The organism is Citrobacter sp. Colony219 (assembly GCF_019382635.1).
Classification (GTDB): domain Bacteria; phylum Pseudomonadota; class Gammaproteobacteria; order Enterobacterales; family Enterobacteriaceae; genus Citrobacter; species Citrobacter youngae.
The window spans coordinates 649,869-670,336 of the sequence record NZ_CP080033.1 but is presented as its reverse complement, the minus strand read 5'-3'; the positions used below and the strand labels follow the sequence as shown (position 1 = coordinate 670,336).

17 protein-coding genes and 1 pseudogene are annotated in these 20,468 nt (G+C 53.3%); 6 read left to right on the top strand and 12 right to left on the bottom strand.

What is annotated here, in order from left to right; all coding sequences use genetic code 11:
- Positions 1-200: 200 nt before the first annotated feature.
- From nrfG to nrfA, 6 genes and pseudogenes are all read right to left on the bottom strand, one after another.
- The gene (nrfG, locus tag JTI85_RS03005) at positions 201-821 is read right to left on the bottom strand and encodes a heme lyase NrfEFG subunit NrfG (protein ID WP_219352099.1); all 621 of its coding nucleotides are present in this window, start codon (positions 819-821) and stop codon (positions 201-203) included.
- Positions 818-2,945, bottom strand: a pseudogene (nrfF, locus tag JTI85_RS02995) (heme lyase NrfEFG subunit NrfF). The gene nrfG and the pseudogene nrfF overlap by 4 nt, the downstream one beginning before the upstream one ends.
- Before the next feature lie 8 nt (positions 2,946-2,953).
- A complete protein-coding gene (gene nrfD, locus JTI85_RS02990) occupies positions 2,954-3,910 on the bottom strand; it encodes a cytochrome c nitrite reductase subunit NrfD (protein ID WP_219352097.1) in 957 nt (318 codons plus the stop codon).
- Positions 3,907-4,578, bottom strand: a complete 672-nt coding sequence (gene nrfC, locus JTI85_RS02985; RefSeq protein ID WP_005132585.1) for a cytochrome c nitrite reductase Fe-S protein — start codon at positions 4,576-4,578, stop codon at positions 3,907-3,909. The genes nrfD and nrfC overlap by 4 nt, the downstream gene beginning before the upstream one ends.
- Positions 4,575-5,141 carry a cytochrome c nitrite reductase pentaheme subunit gene (gene nrfB / locus JTI85_RS02980; RefSeq protein ID WP_219352095.1) on the bottom strand — a complete coding sequence of 189 codons (567 nt, stop codon included), beginning with the start codon at positions 5,139-5,141 and terminating at the stop codon, positions 4,575-4,577. The genes nrfC and nrfB overlap by 4 nt, the downstream gene beginning before the upstream one ends.
- 44 nt (positions 5,142-5,185) lie before the next feature.
- Complete coding sequence (nrfA, locus tag JTI85_RS02975; protein WP_048213914.1) at positions 5,186-6,622, bottom strand: ammonia-forming nitrite reductase cytochrome c552 subunit; 1,437 nt, start codon at positions 6,620-6,622, stop codon at positions 5,186-5,188.
- A 433-nt stretch (positions 6,623-7,055) separates the two neighbouring features.
- On the opposite strand from nrfA, the gene acs reads away from it, so the two are divergent.
- From acs to actP, 3 genes are all read left to right on the top strand, one after another.
- Positions 7,056-9,014 (top strand): acetate--CoA ligase, encoded by a 1,959-nt coding sequence (acs, locus tag JTI85_RS02970; protein WP_121585331.1) that lies wholly within the window; start codon positions 7,056-7,058, stop codon positions 9,012-9,014.
- A 236-nt stretch (positions 9,015-9,250) separates the two neighbouring features.
- Positions 9,251-9,565, top strand: coding sequence for a DUF485 domain-containing protein (locus JTI85_RS02965; RefSeq protein ID WP_006688274.1), 315 nt, complete (start codon positions 9,251-9,253; stop codon positions 9,563-9,565).
- Positions 9,562-11,211, top strand: coding sequence for a cation/acetate symporter ActP (actP, locus tag JTI85_RS02960; protein WP_048213916.1), 1,650 nt, complete (start codon positions 9,562-9,564; stop codon positions 11,209-11,211). Before JTI85_RS02965 ends, actP begins: the two co-directional genes overlap by 4 nt.
- 45 nt (positions 11,212-11,256) lie before the next feature.
- Here the strand turns inward: actP and JTI85_RS02955 are convergent, their stop codons facing one another.
- Together JTI85_RS02955 and JTI85_RS02950 are read right to left on the bottom strand one after the other, a co-directional pair.
- On the bottom strand, positions 11,257-11,946 hold the full coding sequence (locus JTI85_RS02955) for an LrgB family protein (protein WP_061067027.1): 690 nt from the start codon (positions 11,944-11,946) through the stop codon (positions 11,257-11,259).
- On the bottom strand, positions 11,939-12,349 hold the full coding sequence (locus JTI85_RS02950) for a CidA/LrgA family protein (protein WP_048213917.1): 411 nt from the start codon (positions 12,347-12,349) through the stop codon (positions 11,939-11,941). The genes JTI85_RS02955 and JTI85_RS02950 overlap by 8 nt, the downstream gene beginning before the upstream one ends.
- A 101-nt stretch (positions 12,350-12,450) precedes the next feature.
- Here JTI85_RS02950 and JTI85_RS02945 point away from each other — a divergent pair, with 101 nt between their 5' ends.
- Positions 12,451-13,341, top strand: a complete 891-nt coding sequence (locus JTI85_RS02945; protein WP_040229800.1) for a LysR family transcriptional regulator — start codon at positions 12,451-12,453, stop codon at positions 13,339-13,341.
- Positions 13,342-13,425: 84 nt separating this feature from the next.
- Here the strand turns inward: JTI85_RS02945 and JTI85_RS02940 are convergent, their stop codons facing one another.
- The 3 genes from JTI85_RS02940 to soxR form a co-directional block, all read right to left on the bottom strand.
- On the bottom strand, positions 13,426-15,072 hold the full coding sequence (locus tag JTI85_RS02940) for a Na+/H+ antiporter (protein ID WP_040229801.1): 1,647 nt from the start codon (positions 15,070-15,072) through the stop codon (positions 13,426-13,428).
- 157 nt (positions 15,073-15,229) lie between these two features.
- Positions 15,230-16,579 carry a guanine/hypoxanthine transporter GhxP gene (ghxP, locus tag JTI85_RS02935; RefSeq protein ID WP_005132609.1) on the bottom strand — a complete coding sequence of 450 codons (1,350 nt, stop codon included), beginning with the start codon at positions 16,577-16,579 and terminating at the stop codon, positions 15,230-15,232.
- Positions 16,580-17,171: 592 nt separating this feature from the next.
- Entirely contained in the window at positions 17,172-17,630 is a 459-nt protein-coding gene (gene soxR / locus JTI85_RS02930) for a redox-sensitive transcriptional activator SoxR (protein WP_003826630.1), read from the bottom strand.
- 86 nt (positions 17,631-17,716) lie between these two features.
- On the opposite strand from soxR, the gene soxS reads away from it, so the two are divergent.
- Complete coding sequence (gene soxS, locus JTI85_RS02925) at positions 17,717-18,040, top strand: superoxide response transcriptional regulator SoxS (RefSeq protein ID WP_005132611.1); 324 nt, start codon at positions 17,717-17,719, stop codon at positions 18,038-18,040.
- Positions 18,041-18,042: 2 nt separating this feature from the next.
- Here soxS and JTI85_RS02920 read toward each other — a convergent pair whose 3' ends face one another.
- Positions 18,043-19,629 (bottom strand): EAL domain-containing protein, encoded by a 1,587-nt coding sequence (locus JTI85_RS02920; RefSeq protein WP_115644051.1) that lies wholly within the window; start codon positions 19,627-19,629, stop codon positions 18,043-18,045.
- A gap of 551 nt (positions 19,630-20,180) precedes the next feature.
- Between JTI85_RS02920 and JTI85_RS02915 the strand changes: the two genes are divergently transcribed.
- Positions 20,181-20,462 (top strand): YjcB family protein, encoded by a 282-nt coding sequence (locus JTI85_RS02915; protein ID WP_048213921.1) that lies wholly within the window; start codon positions 20,181-20,183, stop codon positions 20,460-20,462.
- Positions 20,463-20,468 lie beyond the last annotated feature (6 nt).

Genomic DNA, 20,468 nt, shown 5'->3' with positions numbered 1-20,468 from the left:
GCCTTTCAGAACAGGGGGTTTAGCTGAAATTATGCATAAAAACGCGAGTTTATATCGGTAATCATGAATAACTTTTTGTTATAAAAGAATTTTTATTTGATAAAAAATGAAGAAGTTCTTCCATGAGTTTTTTTTGCCCACTTGTTCAAGTGCCTGTTTTTTAAACAGGCAAAATGATGCAAATCACAAAAAAAACAAATTTATTTTTGCCGATTCTGCAATAATTTCGCCATATTAATCGAGTCGATCAACTGCGCACGATTCACCCTCGGCGAGTTTAAATCCATTACTTTTTGCCACACTGAAATAGCCTGGGCGTAGTCTGCCTGCATAAACGCATCTGAGGCTAACAACATCAGCGCGGTAACTTCGTTACCGTCCAGCGCCAGGGATTTATCTATCATTTCGCGCGTTTGCGGTGTCATATGTTGCCCGGCCTGATAGTACAACACCGTCGCCAGCGCCGAATAGATTTCGGCGTTTTCACCCCGAAAACGCAGCGCCTGCTCATAGGCCAGCAGTGCATTGTGATACGCATTTTGCCAAAGATAATATTCCCCCAGTTGCGCCCATAACACACCGTCCTGTGGAGCAGCACGAATCTGCGACTGCAAAGAAAGTAGCTGTTTTTCCTGAATGTTATCATCGGAGAACGCATGTAATGGGTCCGCCAACCGCGCCTGTTCCTGCCGCACCGCCTGCCATTTTGGCGTCAACAGATAACCGCCGATGCAGGCCACAACCATCAACACCACCGCAGCAGTCAGCCGCTTCACGGGCATTGGTCGTAACGGCACAGTGGGATGTTCGGACTGACTCATTGCACCTCCTCCTCTGCGCGCTGACGCTTTCTCACCCGCCAGACCACCACGCCGACCAGTAACAACAACAGGCACGGCAACGCCCACAGCAGCAGCGTTTGCTCATTCAACGGCGGGTTGTAGCGCACGAAATCACCGTAACGATCGGTCATCCACGTGGTTATCTCGGCTTCACTTTTCCCTTCCGCCACCATGCTGTAAACCTGATGGCGCATACTGACTGCTACCGGCGCATTGGATTCCAGCAAGTTTTGGTTTTGGCACTGCGGGCAGCGCAGTTGGCTGGCAATAGACAGCGCTTTCTCCTGCTGTTGCGGGTTGGCAAACGTCCATGTGTCCACAACCTGGGCATGCGTGGCGAAAGTGATAAAAAACATGACGATAAAACCGCAGATATTACGCATCACGCTTCCTTCCTCGCCATCCGCTCAGCAGCGCGCCAAAGACCATTAACAGTCCGCCGCCCCAAATCCAACGCACGCCGGTCTGCACGTACAATCGCATGGCATAACGGTCCGCTCCGGTTTTTTCGCCCATCACCGCGTACCAGTCATGTAACAGATTCCAGCGGATCCCCGGCTCCATCATCTGTTGACGACGCGCGGCATAGAAGCGCCTTTCAGGTTGCAGGCTGCCAATGTGTTTCTCATTGTGCCACAGCGTGATCTGCGCTTTTTCACTGGTGTAGTTACCTTTGGCTTCCAGGTCGAGACGCTCAAAACGGAAAACGTAGCCTGCCAGTTCCACCTGCTGCCCGGGGCTCAGGTTCAGGCTTATCTCCTGACGGCTCCCGCTGGAAAAGACGATCCCTGCCGCAAACACCAGCACCCCGGCATGCGCCAGCAGCGCCGGAAGCTGACAACGTACAGACACGTTGCGGCTTCTGACCGTTGCCAGCACAATAACCAGCAGCATCAGCAGCCCAAAGGGCAGCGTAGCGCGATTAAAGTACGGTGCGCCCACGGAAAGCCGCCCCCAGCCGAACAGCCCGTAAATCATCGGGTAGAGCGTGCCAATCAGCACAATCAGCAGCACCGCACTAAAGAGCAGCAACGCAACCAGAATCAGCATCTCGCGTGACCAACCGCCAAAACGCGCATTCTGCCGGACTTGCTGGCCCCGCCAGGCGTACAGCCCGAGCGACGCCAGACTCAACACGGTAAACAGCGCAAACAACGGCGCGGCACGAACATTATCCAGCGCGAAAGCATGCACCGAAACGAGAATGCCGGAACGCACAATCAGCGTCCCCAGCAGCGATAAAATCAGCGTGACGATAGCCAGCAGCAGCGACCAGTGGCGGAAGATCCCGCGCTGGCGCGTGATGTACAAGCTATGCAGCAGCGCGCTGGCGGAAAGCCAGGGTAATAAGGAAGCGTTTTCTACCGGGTCCCAGAACCACCAGCCTCCCCAGCCCAGCTCGCAGTACGCCCACCAGGAGCCGAGGATAATCCCCAGCGTCAGCGCGCACCAGCCGGGCAAGGCCCAGCGCCAGCACACCCAGGCGCTTTGTGCGTTAAAGTCACCGCGCAGCAGCGAGGCCAGCGCCACGCCTGCCGCCACCATTAACCCCCCGTAACCCAGGTACAGCAGCGGTGGATGGAGGATTAACCCAAGATGTTGCAGCATCGGATTAAGGTCGCGCCCTTCAATGGCTGGCGGAAAGATACGCACGAACGGATCGGACCATACCACCACAAACAGCAGCAACAGAGCCGTTATCATTGAAAGGACGCTGAGCGTCAGCGGAAACAGCGCGTCGGCATCACGCCGATAGCGATAAGCGAACAGCGCGCTCCAGGCGGAAAGAAACAGCACCCACAGCAGCAGCGATCCTTCATGACCGCCCCACACCGCCGCCAGTTTTAATCCCCACGGCAGCAGGCTGTAGCTGTGCTGGGCAACGTAGACCACCGAAAAGTCACTGGTCAGAAAGCAGAATACCAGAATGGCAAAGGCCAGTAGCAGCAGGGCAAATTGCGTCCACACGCCCACGCATGCCAGGCGCATCACCCCTTGCCAGCGCTGGCGGACACCCACCAACACGGCAAGCGGGGTCAACACGTTGACCCCGAGGCTTAATAACAGCGCCAGAAAACCGGCTTCAGGAAGGAGAACGTCCAGATATCACCTTACGCAACGGTTAGCTGACCCGCATAGAGAATAAAAAAGCGCAGCAGCAGTACGCCGGTCAGGCTGGCGCCGCACACTGCCAGCACGCCATGAAACGTCGAACTGCGATTGGCCCAGGGTTTTAGCAGCATCGGCAGTATCAGCCCAAGCCCGGCCACGCCCAGCCAGAACCACCAGGTCCAGAATCCGCCGCCCAGTGCCGCCGCCAGCGCGCGCATTTTGCCGTCATCGCCCAGCGCCAGACCAACAAAGAACGCCGCCAGCAGGAAGATCTCCAGCCATACCACCGGGACTTCCATGCGATGCACAAAGTGCGCTTCGGTGCTGTGCGGGTTGCTACGATGGCGTAATGCCATGGCGATCAGCGCCACCGCCGCACCGGAGGAGATCCCGGAGAACAGGAACAGCACCGGCAGGATCGGGTTATTCAGGAACGGGTAGGATTTCAGCGCTGACAGCAGGAACCCGGTATACGCCCCGAGCAGGACCGCCAGCACCAGCATCAGCGTCTCAAGCGCGCGATGGAACGGCGTGATTAGCGTCAGGAGTTTTGAGACCATCGTCAGTCGCGGCACGAACCGCTGTTGCAGGGTAATCACCTCTTTTTCAAAGATTTTTGCCAGCCACAGCACTAACACCACCATGTACAACTGGAACAGCATGACCCCCATCGACATCACCGAAGTGAAGCTGTAGTGGAACATCAGTTTCCAGAAGGTCCATGGACGCGTCAGGTGGAACACCAGAATCAGCAAACCGAAGATAATCGCCCCCGGCCCTAACACCAGCGTGGTGCGCAGCAGCGTGCTGTCAGAACCACCCGCCTGCGGATGGAAACGACGCAGCAGAATCGCCAACGTGACCAGTCCGGCAGAGATACCTATCAGGAACAGATAGATGGCAATGGGCCAGTCCCACACCAGTGATTCGAAATGAAATGCAGAAGCGGATGTCATTGGCTCACCTCCCCAAATTTAAAGGGAACGCGGTAGACCTTCGGTTTTGTACCCAACGCCAGTTTGTAACGGTAGGTGGTTTTCTGCTGCAACAAACGGGAGATATCGCTGTTGGGATCGTCCAGATTACCAAACGTCAGCGCCTTCGTCGGACATGACTCAACGCAGGCAGGCTGTTTGCCCGCTTTCAGGTTGGTTTTCCGGCAGAAATCGCATTTATCCGCCGTTTTGCTTACCGGATGGATAAAGCGCACACGATAAGGACACGCGGCGATACAGTACTGGCAGCCAACGCAAAGGTCGGGGTTCACATCCACAATGCCGTTGGCGGCATCGCGATACGATGCCCCCGTCGGGCAGACGTCAACGCAGGGAGCATGGTCACAATGCTGGCACGAGTGACGGAAGAAGCGATACTTCACATCAGGAAATGTCCCTTGCGGCTCGCTGCGAATAATCGTCAGACGCGATACGCCTTCCGGCACGTTGTTAACTTCCCGACAAGCATCCATGCAGGCCGTACAGCCAATGCATAAAGACTCATCATGAACCATACCGTAACGCACACCGTTGATGTTCAACGTCTTCGCCACAACGCGCCCCGCCGTCCCGCTCACTGCCACCAGCGCGCCGACGCCGGTGATAAACTGGCGACGAGAGCAACTCATGGATGCTCCTTAAGCAACGGAACCGACGCCGGGTTAAAGTTCGGATTGTTACGTTGATCGCTGTGGCAATCGACGCAAATCTTGATCCGTCCTTTATCGCTCAGCGTCTGCATCGTGTCTTGCTTCGGATGCAGTGAGTGACAGCTGGCACACGCCACTTTGGTTACGTGGACATCGTGCGGCCAGAACGCTTTTTGCAACTGCTCAGGCAGGTGACAGGACATACAGACGCTGTTCTGCTGCTCCACGTTGTACATCGGCTCATTAAAGCGCATCACATCTTTCACCCCTTCGCGGTGCTTCGGTGACGGCTGGCCGTGACAATTGGTGCAGGTGACAGGCAGTTTGTTATTCGGGTTGATGGCTTCCGCATGCTTACCATGCATGCCTTCGGTATCCGGCTTGTGACAGTCCAGACAGGCGGCATCCGGATTACGCTGTTGGGTAACCGTCCAGCGTTGATCCGACTCCTGCGGCGTTGGCGTGGCAGTGATTCCACTCAGGCTCCATAACAAGCCTGACGCCAGCACCCCAGCAGTTAATAACGAACGTAATACGCTCATATTCACTCCGTTGAGTTATCCGCCCCTTGCGGGGCGAAATGGGGTTATTGGCTTAACAGACCGTTTTTACGCGCCTGATCTTCCCATTGCGGAATCACCGTTTTGATGAAGTCCTGCTTTTCAGCATTGATTTGCTGCATGTTCAGACCAATCGCCGCCTGGGCTTTCTCTTTGGTAGAGATATCCGGTAACGGGATTTCATGCGTGATGCCTTTGGTCGCCAGCAGACGGACCAGTTTGGTACGTGCATCAGCAGCTTTATCCATTGCGCTACCCAGCATCCGCAGACCTTCTTCCGGCGCGTGCATGTGAATACCGTGTGAGGCGATAGACAGGTCCCAACGCCATTGCGCGTGGCGAATGTCTTCCAGAATCGGCTTCATTTCCGCTTCCGTTGCGCCCGCATCCCATGCTGCTTTCGCTTCGAAATGGGCATGTACCAGTTGATCTTCAACCTTGATTTTCAGGTCATGAATGGCCTGTTTACGCTCGGCGACCACTTTTTGCAGGGACGCTTTGTCCTGGGTGTGGCAGTTCGCACAGGTCTGAGCGAAGTTATCGAACGGATTCCCAATCTTATGGTCGGTGTAGATCTTGCCTTCCGCGTTCTGCACTTTCGGCATGTGGCAGTCGATACAGGTCACGTTGTTCTTGCCGTGAATGCCTGCGCTCCAGGTTTCATACTCCGGGTGCTGCGCTTTCAGCATTGGGGTTTTAGACAGGGAGTTGGTCCAGTCAGAGAAGGCGATGGTGTCGTAGTATTTCTCCATGTTCTCGACTTTCATGCCGTCGTCCCACGGGAACTTAACGGCTTTGTTTTTACCGTCGAAGTAGTATTCCACGTGGCACTGGCCGCAGACCATGGATTGCTGGTCAAAGCGACCGGCTTTCTCAAACGGTTTGCCGATGGTTTCCATCGCGCGTTCAGCATAAGGACGCGACAGCGTCAGTTCTGGCTTGCCTTTGGCAAAGTCTGGTGACGCGGTGTTATGGCAATCGCCGCAGCCAAGATTATTAACAATTTCAGGACCGCCGCGCGCCCATTTACCGTGGAAGTAGCCATCTTCACCGTCTTTCTGGATCAGACGCGCCACATCCGGGCTTTTACAGCTCCAGCAGGCCATCGGCAACGGACCATCTTCTGCCGTTTTGGGTGCACCGGTACGTAAGGTTTCACGGACATCGGTCACGGCATACGCGTGTCCGCGCGGTTTGTTGTAATCGCGCGAGAAGGGATATCCCGCCCACAGGATCACCAGACGCGGATCTTCTGCCAGCGCATCTTCACGGGCTGATTGCTCAGACGTGGCTTTCCAGGAGAGATATTGATCGGGATGCTGAGGGGCGAAGACTTCATTCTTCGCTTCAACGGTGACGGTTTTTGCGGGTACGGGGGTTTGTTCAGCGTGAACTGCAGAGATAAATAATAAAGGTACTAACAGGCTGAAGAAACGGCGTACGCGTGATTTTATCCTTGCCATAGGGGTCTCATCCAGATGACGCCATTATCTGCAATGGCGGTTCTTTTATTGTTTTCCATAACAGCAACCACACGAATACTGTCATGACATTGCTCCACCCTATTTGTAACAAGAAACCCTACAAGAAATGTTGTTTTTAATCAATTGTAAGTGTATGTAAAATACCACTTTAGAGTTATTTTCCCCTTCTAATCCCTCACTCTTTTGTCTATATCCGACACAGATCACCTTTTCAAAACTCTCTATATAACCGCATGTTATCGCGAGGTTTAATCAATTTTTGCTAGTTCTCTTCAAAATTCAGTTTGCCGCTAATTTGCACAATTCGGTTATTGCGTGATCTGTCGCCCAAATACTAAACAAAACTCGCAAAGCCCCTACATTTAACGTTTGTGCGACATATTATTAACATCCTACAAGGAGAACAAAAGCCATGAGCCAAATACACAAACACGCTATTCCCGCAAACATTGCGGACCGTTGCCTGATAAACCCGGAGCAGTACGAAGCGAAATACCAACAGTCCATTACCGATCCCGACACATTTTGGGGCGAGCAGGGAAAAATTCTTGATTGGATCACGCCATACAGCCAGGTAAAGAACACCTCTTTTGCACCCGGCAACGTGTCGATTAAATGGTACGAAGACGGCACGCTGAACCTGGCGGCAAACTGCCTTGACCGCCATCTGCAGGAAAACGGCGATCGTACCGCCATCATCTGGGAAGGCGATGACGCCAGCCAAAGTAAAAACATTACCTATCGCGAACTGCATCGCGATGTTTGTCGTTTCGCCAATACATTGTTGAATTTAGGCATTAAAAAAGGCGATGTGGTAGCTATTTATATGCCGATGGTGCCGGAAGCTGCGGTCGCCATGCTGGCCTGCGCCCGCATTGGCGCGGTGCATTCGGTCATCTTCGGTGGGTTCTCACCGGAGGCCGTCGCCGGACGTATTATCGACTCCAATTCGCGCCTGGTGATCACCGCTGATGAAGGCGTGCGCGCCGGACGCAGCATCCCGCTGAAAAAGAACGTCGATGATGCGCTGAAAAACCCGAACGTGAAGACCGTGGAGCATGTGGTCGTCCTCAAACGAACCGGTGGAAAAACGGAATGGCAGGAAGGCCGTGACCTGTGGTGGTCCGATCTTATAGAAAAAGCCAGCCCTGAACATCAGCCGGAAGAAATGAACGCGGAAGATCCGCTGTTTATCCTGTATACCTCTGGTTCAACCGGTAAGCCAAAAGGCGTGCTGCACACCACGGGGGGATATCTGGTTTACGCGGCAACGACCTTTAAGTATGTGTTTGATTACCATCAGGACGATATCTACTGGTGTACTGCTGATGTGGGTTGGGTTACCGGCCACAGCTATTTGCTGTACGGTCCGCTAGCCTGCGGTGCCACCACGCTGATGTTTGAAGGTGTACCTAACTGGCCGACCCCGGCGCGTATGTCACAGGTCGTGGACAAGCACCAGGTCACAATCCTCTATACTGCGCCAACGGCTATCCGCGCCCTGATGGCAGAAGGTGATAAGGCGATTGAAGGCACTAACCGTTCATCGCTACGCATTTTGGGTTCCGTTGGCGAGCCGATTAACCCGGAAGCATGGGAGTGGTACTGGAAGAAAATTGGCAACGAAAAATGTCCGGTCGTTGATACCTGGTGGCAGACCGAAACCGGGGGATTCATGATCACCCCACTGCCGGGCGCCACCGAGCTGAAAGCGGGTTCTGCAACGCGTCCATTCTTTGGCGTACAACCAGCCATCGTTGATAACGAAGGTAACCCGCAGGAAGGGGCGACCGAAGGCAACCTGGTGATCACCGACTCATGGCCGGGTCAGGCGAGAACGTTGTTTGGCGATCACGAACGCTTTGAGCAAACCTACTTCTCTACCTTCAAGAATATGTACTTCAGCGGCGACGGCGCGCGTCGTGACGAAGACGGCTATTACTGGATAACCGGACGTGTGGATGACGTGCTGAACGTCTCGGGCCACCGCCTGGGTACAGCAGAAATCGAGTCGGCGCTGGTGTCGCATCCAAAGATTGCCGAAGCCGCCGTGGTCGGCATTCCACATAGTATTAAAGGCCAGGCCATTTACGCCTACGTCACGCTGAATCACGGCGAAGAGCCGTCACCTGAGTTGTACGCCGAGGTGCGCAACTGGGTACGAAAAGAAATTGGCCCGTTAGCAACGCCAGACGTGCTGCACTGGACCGACTCACTGCCGAAAACCCGCTCCGGCAAAATCATGCGCCGTATTCTGCGAAAAATCGCGGCGGGCGATACCAGCAATCTGGGCGATACCTCAACCCTCGCCGATCCTGGCGTGGTAGAGAAACTGCTCGAAGAGAAGCAGGCCATCGCGATGCCATCATAACCATAACCGTGAAATGCCCGATGGCGCGCTGCTTATCGGGCCTACAAATCCTATCCCTACCCCTCCCCTGACCGGGAAGGAAATATAAAAACCTCCCCCAAAGGATTTCGTGTTACAGGAAGGCGGCAAGCAAGCATATCCCCAGTCACATAGTTCACTATGTGACTGGGGTAGGCGAGTGCGGCCAACGAACCTGTAGCACGAAAGACGCAGGGGGACCTCTGGAGAACTCTGTGATGAATGACAATATTTATCAGCGGATAGAAGACAGTGCGCGTTTCAGGGAGTTAGTAGAAAAACGGCAACGGTTTGCCACCATTCTGTCCATCATCATGCTGGCAGTTTATATCAGCTTTATTTTACTGATTGCCTTTGCGCCTGGCTGGCTGGGTACGCCGCTACACGCGGGAACCAGCGTCACCCGGGGTATTCCGATTGGGGTCGGTGTGATCCTCATCTCCTTCATCCTGACCGGGATCTACATCTGGCGGGCCAACGGTGAATTTGATCGCCTGAACAATGCGGTTCTGCACGAGGTTAAAGCATCATGAAGAGAGTCCTGACGGCGCTTGCCGCCACGCTGCCCTTCGCCGCAAACGCGGCGGATGCTATTAGCGGTGCAGTTCAACGCCAGCCAACCAACTGGCAGGCGATTATTATGTTCCTGATTTTCGTCATCTTTACGCTCGGTATTACCTACTGGGCGTCTAAGCGCGTACGTTCGCGTAATGACTACTACACCGCCGGCGGTAACATCACCGGTTTCCAGAACGGGCTGGCGATTGCGGGCGACTATATGTCGGCGGCATCGTTCCTTGGAATTTCCGCGCTGGTATTTACCTCCGGTTATGACGGGCTGATCTACTCGCTCGGCTTCCTGGTCGGCTGGCCGATTATCCTGTTCCTGATTGCGGAACGCCTGCGTAACCTCGGTCGTTATACCTTTGCAGACGTTGCTTCTTATCGTCTGAAGCAGGGGCCAATCCGTATTCTGTCGGCCTGTGGTTCCCTGGTGGTGGTCGCGCTGTATCTGATCGCCCAGATGGTCGGCGCAGGTAAGCTGATTGAGCTGCTGTTTGGTCTGAACTATCACATCGCCGTGGTGCTGGTTGGCGTACTGATGATGATGTACGTGCTGTTTGGCGGCATGCTGGCAACCACATGGGTACAGATCATCAAAGCCGTTCTGCTGCTGTTCGGCGCCAGCTTTATGGCCTTCATGGTAATGAAGCACGTCGGCTTCAGCTTCAACAACCTGTTCACCGAAGCGATGGCGGTACACCCGAAAGGCTCCGCGATTATGAGCCCGGGCGGTCTGGTAAAAGATCCGATATCCGCCCTGTCGTTAGGTCTTGGATTGATGTTCGGTACGGCAGGCTTGCCGCATATTCTGATGCGTTTCTTCACGGTCAGCGATGCCCGCGAAGCGCGTAAGAGCGTATTCTATGCCACCGGCTTTATGGGTTATTTCTACATCCTGACCTTTATCATCGGCTTTGGCGCGATCATGCTGGTAGGTGCTAATCCAGAGTACAAAGATGCTGCAGGCGCACTGATCGGTGGTAACAACATGGCGGCGGTTCACCTGGCGAATGCGGTGGGCGGTAACCTGTTCCTCGGCTTCATCTCTGCAGTGGCGTTTGCCACCATCCTGGCGGTGGTTGCCGGGCTGACGCTGGCGGGCGCTTCGGCAGTTTCTCACGATCTGTACGCTAACGTGTTCCGCAAAGGCGCTACCGAGCGTGAAGAACTGCGCGTCTCGAAAATTACCGTACTGATATTGGGTGTGATTGCCATCGTGCTCGGCGTGCTGTTCGAAAATCAGAACATCGCCTTCATGGTGGGTCTGGCGTTCGCCATCGCGGCCAGCTGTAACTTCCCCATCATTCTGCTTTCCATGTACTGGTCAAGACTGACCACCCGTGGCGCAATGCTGGGTGGCTGGTTAGGTCTGTTAACAGCGGTAGTATTGATGATTCTCGGCCCAACCATTTGGGTCCAGATCCTCGGTCACGAAAAAGCCATTTTCCCGTATGAATATCCGGCGCTGTTCTCCATCAGCGTAGCGTTCCTCGGGATCTGGTTCTTCTCTGCGACCGACAACTCAGAAGAAGGCAACCGCGAACGCGAGCAGTTCCGTGCTCAGTTCATCCGTTCCCAGACCGGGTACGGCGTAGAGCAAGGTCGTGCACACTAACCTCCCTTCTCCTCCGGCTTTCGGGCCGGAGGATTATATCTTTTCTCAGAACATCAGCCTCGCCACCAGCGGTGCCACCAGCACCATCACCACACCGGAAAGCATCATTACCAGACTGGCAACCACGCCCTCCTGCTGGCCAAGCTCATACGAGCGCGCCGTGCCTGCGCCATGCGATGCAGCGCCAAACCCTGCGCCTTTGGCCATACCTTCGCGGATGGAAAGCCGTAAAAACAGCACATCGCCGACCGCCATGCCGAATACACCGGTCACCACCACGAACAAGGCCACCAGGTCCGGCTGCCCGCCCAAGGGTTCTGCCGCTGCCAGCGCAAACGGCGTGGTGACGGAACGTACCGCCAGGCTACGTTGGATCTCATCAGGTAGCATAAACAGACGCGCCAACCACACAGAACTGGTGACAGCCACCAGCGTCGCTGTGATCACCCCCGCCGTCAGCGACATCCAGTGACGCTTAATCACCGCGAGGTTATCGTATACCGGAACAGCGAAGGCAATGGTCGCGGGACCTAATAACCACAGCAGCCAGTGTGATTCGCCAATATAGTTCTGCCAGGAAATATGCCCGAACACCAGCATCAGCACCAACAGTGCTGGCGTGAGGACCAGCGGCATCAGCGGTAATTTGCGAAAACGGCGATACAAACGCTTATTAGCAAAGTAGATACCCAGCGTAATCACCAGACACAACACGCTTAGCTGGAAATTACTCACGGTTTAACCTGCTCATTTCATAGCGATACACTTTATCGACCACCCACGCCGTGGCACCGAGCACCATCAGCGTGCTTATCGCAATGACAGCAAAAATACGCCAGCCATCGACTAACAACAGCTGCGTATAGTTGACGACGGCCACCACTGCCGGAACAAAAAACAGCAGCATTTCAGCCAGTAACCAGCGGGCACCGGCGCGTATCCAGCTCAGCGGGATAACCCGGCAGATAATTAATGCCAACATCAGCACCATCCCGACCAGGTTGGCGGGAAGCGGTAGATGCAGCCAGGAGACAAGATATTGAGCAAATACAAAGAGACCTGCGTACAACAGAACCTGAACGGGGATCTGGAGTCGTTGAATGACAGCAGGCGTCACGCGGCTTATCGCCACAGCCATGAGGGTATGTCCTTAAAAAATAGAGAGCGCCAGTATAGAGAGCCCCCGTCCAGGACTGAAATGAATTAAACTCATTGCAGGCATAGTCTTAAGGAATAATCATGGATATCAGAACGCTGCGATATTTTGTTGAGGTGGTGCGTCAGCAGAGCTTTACCCGCGCAGCGGAGAAGCTTTTTGTCACCCAACCCACCATCAGCAAAATGTTGAAGAACCTTGAAGACGAGCTGAACTGCACGCTGTTAATCCGCGACGGTCGGCGGCTTTTATTGACCGATACCGGACAGGTTGTTTTTGAGCGCGGTCTGGCGATTTTGGCCGAGTTTCGCCAGCTTGAAGCCGAACTTAGCGACATTAACCATCTGAACAAAGGGCTATTGCGCCTTGGTATCCCGCCAATGGTCGGTATGTTGATGGCAGGTCCCATCAGCCTGTTTCGCCAGCGTTATCCCGGCGTTGAGCTTAAAATATCGGAGTTTGGTGGCTTAACCGTCCAACAGGCAGTCATGAGCGGTGATTTGGATGTCGCCATGACGGCCCTTCCGGTCGAGGAAGAGAGTGGACTGGCAACCTTACCGCTTTTCAGTCATCCGCTCTGCGTGCTGGTCCCCCGCTCCGGTCAGTGGACAACGTGTGAGTCCATTTCCCCCGAGGCGTTAGCGGAGCACCCGCTGCTGATCTATAACGAAGATTTCGCCTTGAGTCGCCAACTGCTTGAACTGTTTAGCCAGCACAACGTCAAGCCGCGCATCGCGGTACGCAGCGGGCAGTGGGATTTTCTGGCGGCCATGGTGCAAGCCGGCGTCGGTATCGCTATTTTACCGGAGCCAATTTGCCAACGACTGGATAAACAGACGCTGCGCTGGATCCCGCTGGAGAGCGATTTACGCTGGCAACTGGGCATGATTTGGCGTGAAGGCGTGTATCTGTCGCACAGCGCTCAGGCGTGGCTGACATGCTGCGAAGGGTTTTGGTTAACGCAAGAATCGTAAGTGCCGGATGCGGCGTAAACGCCTTACCCGGCCTACAATTCGATTCCGTAGGCCTGATAAGCGTAGCGCATCCGGCACAACCGTTTATTGGTTCTCGATCAGCAACGCTTCCAGCAAGTCCAGATCGTGCAACAGTTTCTGCAGCGTTTCATTGCTGATTTCGCGCGTGGCGCGCAGGTGATAAAGCTCTGCACGTTCTGAACGCAATGCCGCCAGGCGGAAACGTCGCTCGAGGTTCTCTTCCTGTAATGAGCTTTCCACATCGTTACGTCCATCGACGCGACGGCGCAGGTTACCGATTACACGAGAGCTCACTTCGGTCAGCAGTTGATTATCAATATTCTCTTCGCTGTCCGCCGCCAGACGCTCTTCCATTTTCTGGATAGCAACAATCGCGACTTCCGCCGTCGCAGCGCGGGCTATCCGCTCTTCTTTCAGTTGCTGCGAGTGATCTGCCACTTCCAGGTGTTGCAGCAGAATCGGTAGCATCACTACACCGACAAACAGCGAGAACAGGATCACGCCCGCGGCAAGGAATACTAGCTCGTAGCGCGCCGGGAAGCCGCTACCATCCGGCAACAGCAGCGGGATAGAGAGCACACCAGCAAGCGTAATCGCCCCGCGAACCCCCGCAAAGGAGGCGATCAGGATTTCACGCGTTGTCCATGAGCCAAACTCCATCGGCTTTTTCTTCAGGAAGCGCAGACTGAATTTTTTCATCGTCCACAGCCAGCCAAAACGCACCAGCATCAGCGCTACGTAAATCAGCACGATATCGGTAAACAGCATCCAGGTTTCAACGTTCGGATCGGCTTCTGCCGCCACCAGAGAAGACTCCAGAATCCCCGGTAATTGCAGCCCTAACAGCAGGAAGACCATGCCGTTAAAGACGAACTCCAGCATTGCCCAGGTGCTGTTAGCACGTAAGCGCATCGCCAATGGCGCACGACGCATTACGCCTGAACGGGTTATCGTCATCCCGGCTGCGACCGCCGCGAGGATCCCGGAAACACCAATGTGTTCGGCAATCAGGTAAGAAGCAAACGGCAGCAGGAACAGCAGAACAATTTGCGTTGCCGGCTCATCGCCGCCCCAGCGGCTAAGAAAGCGCAGAGAGCGTCCATACAACCAGCTGACGACAAAACCCGCCAGGATGCCGCCAATCGCTACCTTAAAGAACTCAACCGTCGCACCACCAACGGTAAACACCATCGTTCCCATTGCCACGGCCACAGCAAATTTCAGCGATACCAGGCCAGACGCATCGTTCATCAACGCTTCGCCCTGCAGGATGCCCATGATTTTCTTCGGTATACGCCCCTCGCCTACAATGCCAGAAAGGGCAACGGCATCGGTTGGCGATAACACTGCGGCCAGCGCAAAAGCGGGGATCAGCGGAATCCCCGGGACCAGCCAATAAATCATAAAACCAATGCCGACCACCGTAACCAGTACGAGCGCCAGTGCCAGACCGAAGATCTCTCGTCCGTGCTCCAGAAACTCACGCGTTGGCGTCTTCCAGCCATCGGCAAACAGCAGCGGCGGGATGAACAGCACCAAAAACAGCTCAGGATCGAATTCCACATGCAAACCAAACGTCGGCCACGCCAGCAAGGCGCCGATGGCGATCTGCATAAGGGGTAAAGGGAGTTGGAAGGGCAATACGCGAGTAAATACCCCCGACAGCGAGACCACAAGGGTCATGATGAGTATGGTGAAAAAGATTTCCATGCGTTCCCTGTTTGCGATGTTTCTTATGATTAGTGGTGAGAGGCGTCGTGCCTCAATTCTATCTACTCGAGAGTAACGCAAAAGACAACGAGTGTGTTCTGAAAATAAAAACGGGCGGCAAAAGCCACCCGTTTTCAGGATCAAGAGCGTATCGGAATTAAATAGCCCAACCGCCTGCATAGAATGCAACCAGCGCCACGGCAATCACCACCGTTCCGATATTCAGTTTTCGCCATTCGCCGGAAACAATACGGCCAATAACCAGAGTGGCAAAACCGATCATAATGCCGGTCACGATATTACAGGTCAGCACGATAAAGACAGCGGTAATCAGTCCCGCCATCGCGTCGACGAAGTCGGTAAAGTCGATTTTCGCCACGTTGCTCAGCATCAGCAAACCAACATACATCAGCGCCGGTGCCGTTGCGTAAGCAGGAACAAGGTAAGAGAGCGGAGAAAGGAACAGGATCAGCAGGAACAGAACACCTACGGTGATCGCCGTCAGACCGGTTTTACCCCCTGCCGCGGTACCCGCTGCAGATTCAATGTAAACCGCTGCCGGAGCAGCGCCCACCAGACCAGAGAATACGCTGCTCAGGGAGTCAGTCGTTAACGCTTTGCCGCCATCGATAATCTGACCGTCTTTATCCAGCAGATTCGCCTGGCCCGCAACCGCGCGGATGGTTCCGGTCGCATCGAAGACGGCGGTCATGACCAGCGCCAGCACGCTCGGCAGAACGACAGGATTCAGTGCGCCCATAATGTCCAGGCTGCCGATCAGCGAGTTGCCGTTTTCGTCGCTCAGAGACGGCATGGCAAAAATACCGGAGAAATGCACGGCCGGATCGAAAATCAGGCCAACAACGGAAATACCGATAATAGTCAGCAGGATGCCACCCGGTACTTTCAGTTTTTCGAGGCCGATAATCACCGCCAGACCAATCAGCGACATAATGACCGGGAAGGTGTCGAAGTCACCCAGCGCAACCGGCAGGCCATCCAGCGGGTTCTTAATGACCAGACCAACGCCGTTTGCCGCAATCAGCAGCAGGAACAGGCCGATACCAATACCCGTACCGTGCGCAACGCCCTGTGGCAGATTGCGCAGGATCCAGCTACGAATACCTGTCGCGGAAATGATGGTAAACAGAACACCCATCAGAAACACCGCGCCCAACGCAACAGGCACGCTAATATGCTGCCCCAGCACCAGGCTGAATGCGGTAAACGCCGTCAAAGAAATGGCGCAACCAATCGCCAGCGGCAGGTTTGCCCACAGGCCCATCACAATAGAGCCGACACCGGCTACCAGGCAGGTTGCCACAAATACAGCGGCTGGCGGGAAACCGGCTTTACCCAGCATTCCTGGAACCACAATAACAGAGTAGACCATCGCCAGAAACGTCGTTAATCCGGCAACGACTTCCTGTCGAACGGTACTGCCACGGTGCGAAATTTTAAACCAGGCGTCGAGTGAACCGCCGGTACGCGCTGAAGGCGTAGACATAGAAAACATCCCCTGAGAGTTTATTTTTCGTCATTATGCGTGCTGGACAATCCACTGCCTGCTTAACGTTTTCTCCCTGTGCCAGGTTTGCGTCAGTAGGGGTGTCGCAAAAAAGCAAACGTTTAGCTCCGCGCATAAAAACGGGTGGTAAAAAAAAGCAAACGATTATCTAGCGATCATGTACTGGTTTTCAACTGAACTTTGCCGCTTTTTACTCATTTCTTCTTATAACGCACAAGAAATAGCCAGTCGATGCGCAAACGTTATCGTCAATGCGCAATCTGGCAACAAATTTCGCGCAGTTATTACAACCCCAGCGGTAATCTTTCACGTTAATTCGCGCAAAAAAACGAATGAAGATGCGGAAAATTTTTCGGCTAAAAAACCATCAATCGACTGGCAAATAGACGGGGGTGGCATACACTTACCTTATCAACACAAGCCGGAACCTCCCCTAATGTGCTCGACTGAGGGGTGTTGATGTCGGGGGAAACCCTCCCGTGAACCAGCGGGATAGAGTGAAAGACGAAGACCGGAACCAAACTAAAGCGCCCTCTGTGGCGCTTTAGTTTTATACCCGTATTTAAACCCATCAATCATCTTCCAGCAGGCGCGCCCCGGTCCCCTGCTCACCAAGCTGATCGCCTGGGTTACGCAACGGGCAATCGCTGCGCGACAAACAACCGCAACCAATGCATCCATCCAGTTCATCACGCAACGCCACCAGGGTATGAATACGCCGGTCCAGTTCTTCACGCCATTGCGACGAGAGCTGTTTCCACTCTTTGGCGCTGAGCGAATGTCCTTCGGGTAATACCCCTAGCGCGTCGCCAATCGTCGCCAGTGGTATACCGATACGCTGGGCAATCTTGATAATCGCGACATAACGCAACACATCACGTTTGTATCGACGCTGATTGCCGCTGTTGCGCATGCTGCTGATTAACCCTTTGCTTTCATAGAAGTGCAGAGTTGATACCGCGACACCGCTACGTTTTGCGACCTCACCTGGCGTGAGCAGCGCTTTTATCCGGGGTAATTTCTTTTCCATAAATCGCTTTACCTCAAGTTAACTTGAGGAATTATACTCGCCCACAGACAAAACGACGAATCGAATACTGAGAAAGAGGCAGCCCTATGTCCCATCAGCAGATAATTCAGACCCTTATTGAATGGATTGATGAACATATCGATCAACCGCTGAACATTGAGGCGGTGGCGAAAAAATCAGGTTACTCGAAGTGGTATTTACAGAGGATGTTCCGCACGGTGATGCGTCAGACGTTGGGTGACTATATCCGCCAGCGCCGACTTTTGTTAGCCGCCGTGGAACTACGGACGACCGAACGACCTATTTTCGATATTGCGATGGATCTCGGCTATGTGTCGCAACAAACGTTCTCACGCGTGTTCCGCCGCGAGTTTGATCGTACACCCAGCGACTACCGTCATCGCCTGTAGGATTATTGCCCGCTCTGCGTCAGTATGGCGGGCGAGCGCTGTAGCCAGAGCATAAACTCCTGCGGCGGTAACGCTTTCGCAAAATACCACCCCTGACAATACTGAACGCCACGTTCAAGCAGCCATTCCATTTGATCTGCCGTTTCCACCCCTTCAGCAATTGTCTTCAGATGTAAGCTTTGCGCCATTTCGATGATATGTTCGGCAATCAGGTGGCTGGTACTGTTGGTCGCCAGCGTACTAATAAAAGATTTATCAATCTTCAGGATATCCACGTTCAGTGCCGCCAGATTGTGCAGATTGGAATATCCCGTCCCAAAATCATCAAATGCCACTTCATAACCAGCCTGACGGAATGCCTGGATTACCGGGGTCATTTTATGCACATCAATAAATCCACGCTCCGTCACTTCGACTTTAATTTGCTGGGCAGCGACTGAGTAATCACGCGCTTTCTCAGCGATCAGGGCAATCAGTCGGGATGAATGGAAATCAGAAGCTGAGAGGTTAATTGAGATATAAATCTGGGGATGCGCTGAAAGAAAATACCCTAAATCATTGAACACTTCTTCGACCACGTAATCCGTGATCCTTTCAATCATGCCTTCTTTTTCAGCCAGCGGAATAAATTCCGTCGGGCTCATGACCTCGCCTTTGCAACCTGGCCAACGCATCAGCGCCTCGGCCCCCACACATTGACCATTCTTGATATCGATGATCGGCTGGTAATGCAGGCGTAGCTGGCGTTTTTCCAGCGCACGCCTTAACAAACGACGAGGGGAATGGTACTGCTGGCGTGTACGCCACCACATCAACAGCATCAGAATGCTGCAGATCACCCCAAAGGGGATCGTGAGTGCGGCTTCGTGATAGAAATTTTGATGGACGCGATCGCGGGTCGTCGAAACAATAATCGCGATCGGGCGCTTCTCAGAACGAACGATGGTATAGAACCGATCGTCCAGTTGGAAGGTAGAGGTTTTACCGCGCACCAGCGGCAGAAATTGCTTAACATGCGCCTGATTGCTGGCGGAGAAGAAAGTATCCGTTATCGTGTCATAGACGCCCCACAATAGGCCAGGGTCATCTGACATGACTTCGCTGTAAGATAATGGGTTAATGACAACGACGTAGTTTCCTCTTTGCATATACGTCATGTTGTAGCCAGAGAAAAAAGGCGTATCGCGATAGTAATAGATCGAAACGTCCGGCGTACGTTTATAGTCAGCGGTTGGCATAATATAGGGAACTGACGGTGCCATCGACGTAGAGCACAAAAAATGATCATCTTGTGCATAAATTAGCTCGCTGATATATAAACGCCCGCGAATAATATTCAGCATACTTTTCTGATGGGCAGGGGTACACATCTTACCCTGATACAGCTGAGCCATATCACGCGCTAAATCAGCTTGCTGGATCACCAGTTCCGTTTTATTTAACACCAGTTGAGCAAATGAGTGGAGTTGAGTGCGGGTTTCGGACGTCGCCCGGATATGAGCAAACCATAGCGCCAGCACCACGGGGAGCAATACCACCGTGAGCGTGCCGAGGAGCTTCAGCATCTTGCTTTGCGCACTGAGATTCATGTCAGCCCTATTTCCCTGTTTCGTATATGCCAGTACCCATCAAGGCAGGATGCTATAAACACCAACTGGTTAAGTTGCATGAATCTATCAACATTATCAACAGACGTCTCTATGTAAAAGTCTGATAATAGTGGATGATGATATTATTTTCCCGTAAGGCAAACTTAAAGTTACGCTTATTTTGCAACATCATTATCAAGAAAGAGTAATGTTTTACACGCGTTATACTGGCGGCACGTATAAAACACATTAACTTTTTTAACGATTAATTTCGGATAAAGAAAACAAGTAACATGAATGCATCTTACATAACGCATAATTTATTATTCGTTTATGAATCAAGATGACCATACAATTAACATGGATAAAAACCGGCAAAAATAACGTCAGATACTGGTGAACAAACGAGCAAATGTGATATAGTTCACAGAAATAATGTAACAGAAACATTGTTTCATTCATGTTATTGCCCGTCGATAGCCAGAGTACCACACCCTCTGTGAATAACCCCGCGCTGTCCTGGGCATCAAGACTTTCTGAGGACGTTTTTCATGGCAACAATAACAACTGGCGTAGTTCTTCTGCGGTGGCAACTGCTCAGCGCAGTACTGATGTTTTTAGCCAGTACGCTCAATATTCGTTTTCGTAAATCAGATTATGTTGGACTGGCCGTTATCAGCAGCGGTTTAGGGCTTGTTTTTGCCTGCTGGTTTGCAACCGGATTACTCGGTATCACCCTGGTAGATGTATCCACTATCTGGAATAACATCGAATCTGTGATGCTCGACGTGATGAGCCATACTCCGCCAGACTGGCCGATGGTGTTGAATTGATAACAG

What these genes read in the sequence shown, in the direction of transcription:
- nrfG (WP_219352099.1), bottom strand. Translation starts at nt 821, where the DNA reads ATGAGTCAGTCCGAACATCCCACTGTGCCGTTACGACCAATGCCCGTG.
- nrfD (WP_219352097.1), bottom strand. Translation starts at nt 3,910, where the DNA reads ATGACATCCGCTTCTGCATTTCATTTCGAATCACTGGTGTGGGACTGG.
- nrfC (WP_005132585.1), bottom strand. Translation starts at nt 4,578, where the DNA reads ATGAGTTGCTCTCGTCGCCAGTTTATCACCGGCGTCGGCGCGCTGGTG.
- nrfB (WP_219352095.1), bottom strand. Translation starts at nt 5,141, where the DNA reads ATGAGCGTATTACGTTCGTTATTAACTGCTGGGGTGCTGGCGTCAGGC.
- nrfA (WP_048213914.1), bottom strand. Translation starts at nt 6,622, where the DNA reads ATGGCAAGGATAAAATCACGCGTACGCCGTTTCTTCAGCCTGTTAGTA.
- acs (WP_121585331.1), top strand. Translation starts at nt 7,056, where the DNA reads ATGAGCCAAATACACAAACACGCTATTCCCGCAAACATTGCGGACCGT.
- JTI85_RS02965 (WP_006688274.1), top strand. Translation starts at nt 9,251, where the DNA reads ATGAATGACAATATTTATCAGCGGATAGAAGACAGTGCGCGTTTCAGG.
- actP (WP_048213916.1), top strand. Translation starts at nt 9,562, where the DNA reads ATGAAGAGAGTCCTGACGGCGCTTGCCGCCACGCTGCCCTTCGCCGCA.
- JTI85_RS02950 (WP_048213917.1), bottom strand. Translation starts at nt 12,349, where the DNA reads ATGGCTGTGGCGATAAGCCGCGTGACGCCTGCTGTCATTCAACGACTC.
- JTI85_RS02945 (WP_040229800.1), top strand. Translation starts at nt 12,451, where the DNA reads ATGGATATCAGAACGCTGCGATATTTTGTTGAGGTGGTGCGTCAGCAG.
- JTI85_RS02940 (WP_040229801.1), bottom strand. Translation starts at nt 15,072, where the DNA reads ATGGAAATCTTTTTCACCATACTCATCATGACCCTTGTGGTCTCGCTG.
- ghxP (WP_005132609.1), bottom strand. Translation starts at nt 16,579, where the DNA reads ATGTCTACGCCTTCAGCGCGTACCGGCGGTTCACTCGACGCCTGGTTT.
- soxR (WP_003826630.1), bottom strand. Translation starts at nt 17,630, where the DNA reads ATGGAAAAGAAATTACCCCGGATAAAAGCGCTGCTCACGCCAGGTGAG.
- soxS (WP_005132611.1), top strand. Translation starts at nt 17,717, where the DNA reads ATGTCCCATCAGCAGATAATTCAGACCCTTATTGAATGGATTGATGAA.
- JTI85_RS02920 (WP_115644051.1), bottom strand. Translation starts at nt 19,629, where the DNA reads ATGAATCTCAGTGCGCAAAGCAAGATGCTGAAGCTCCTCGGCACGCTC.
- JTI85_RS02915 (WP_048213921.1), top strand. Translation starts at nt 20,181, where the DNA reads ATGGCAACAATAACAACTGGCGTAGTTCTTCTGCGGTGGCAACTGCTC.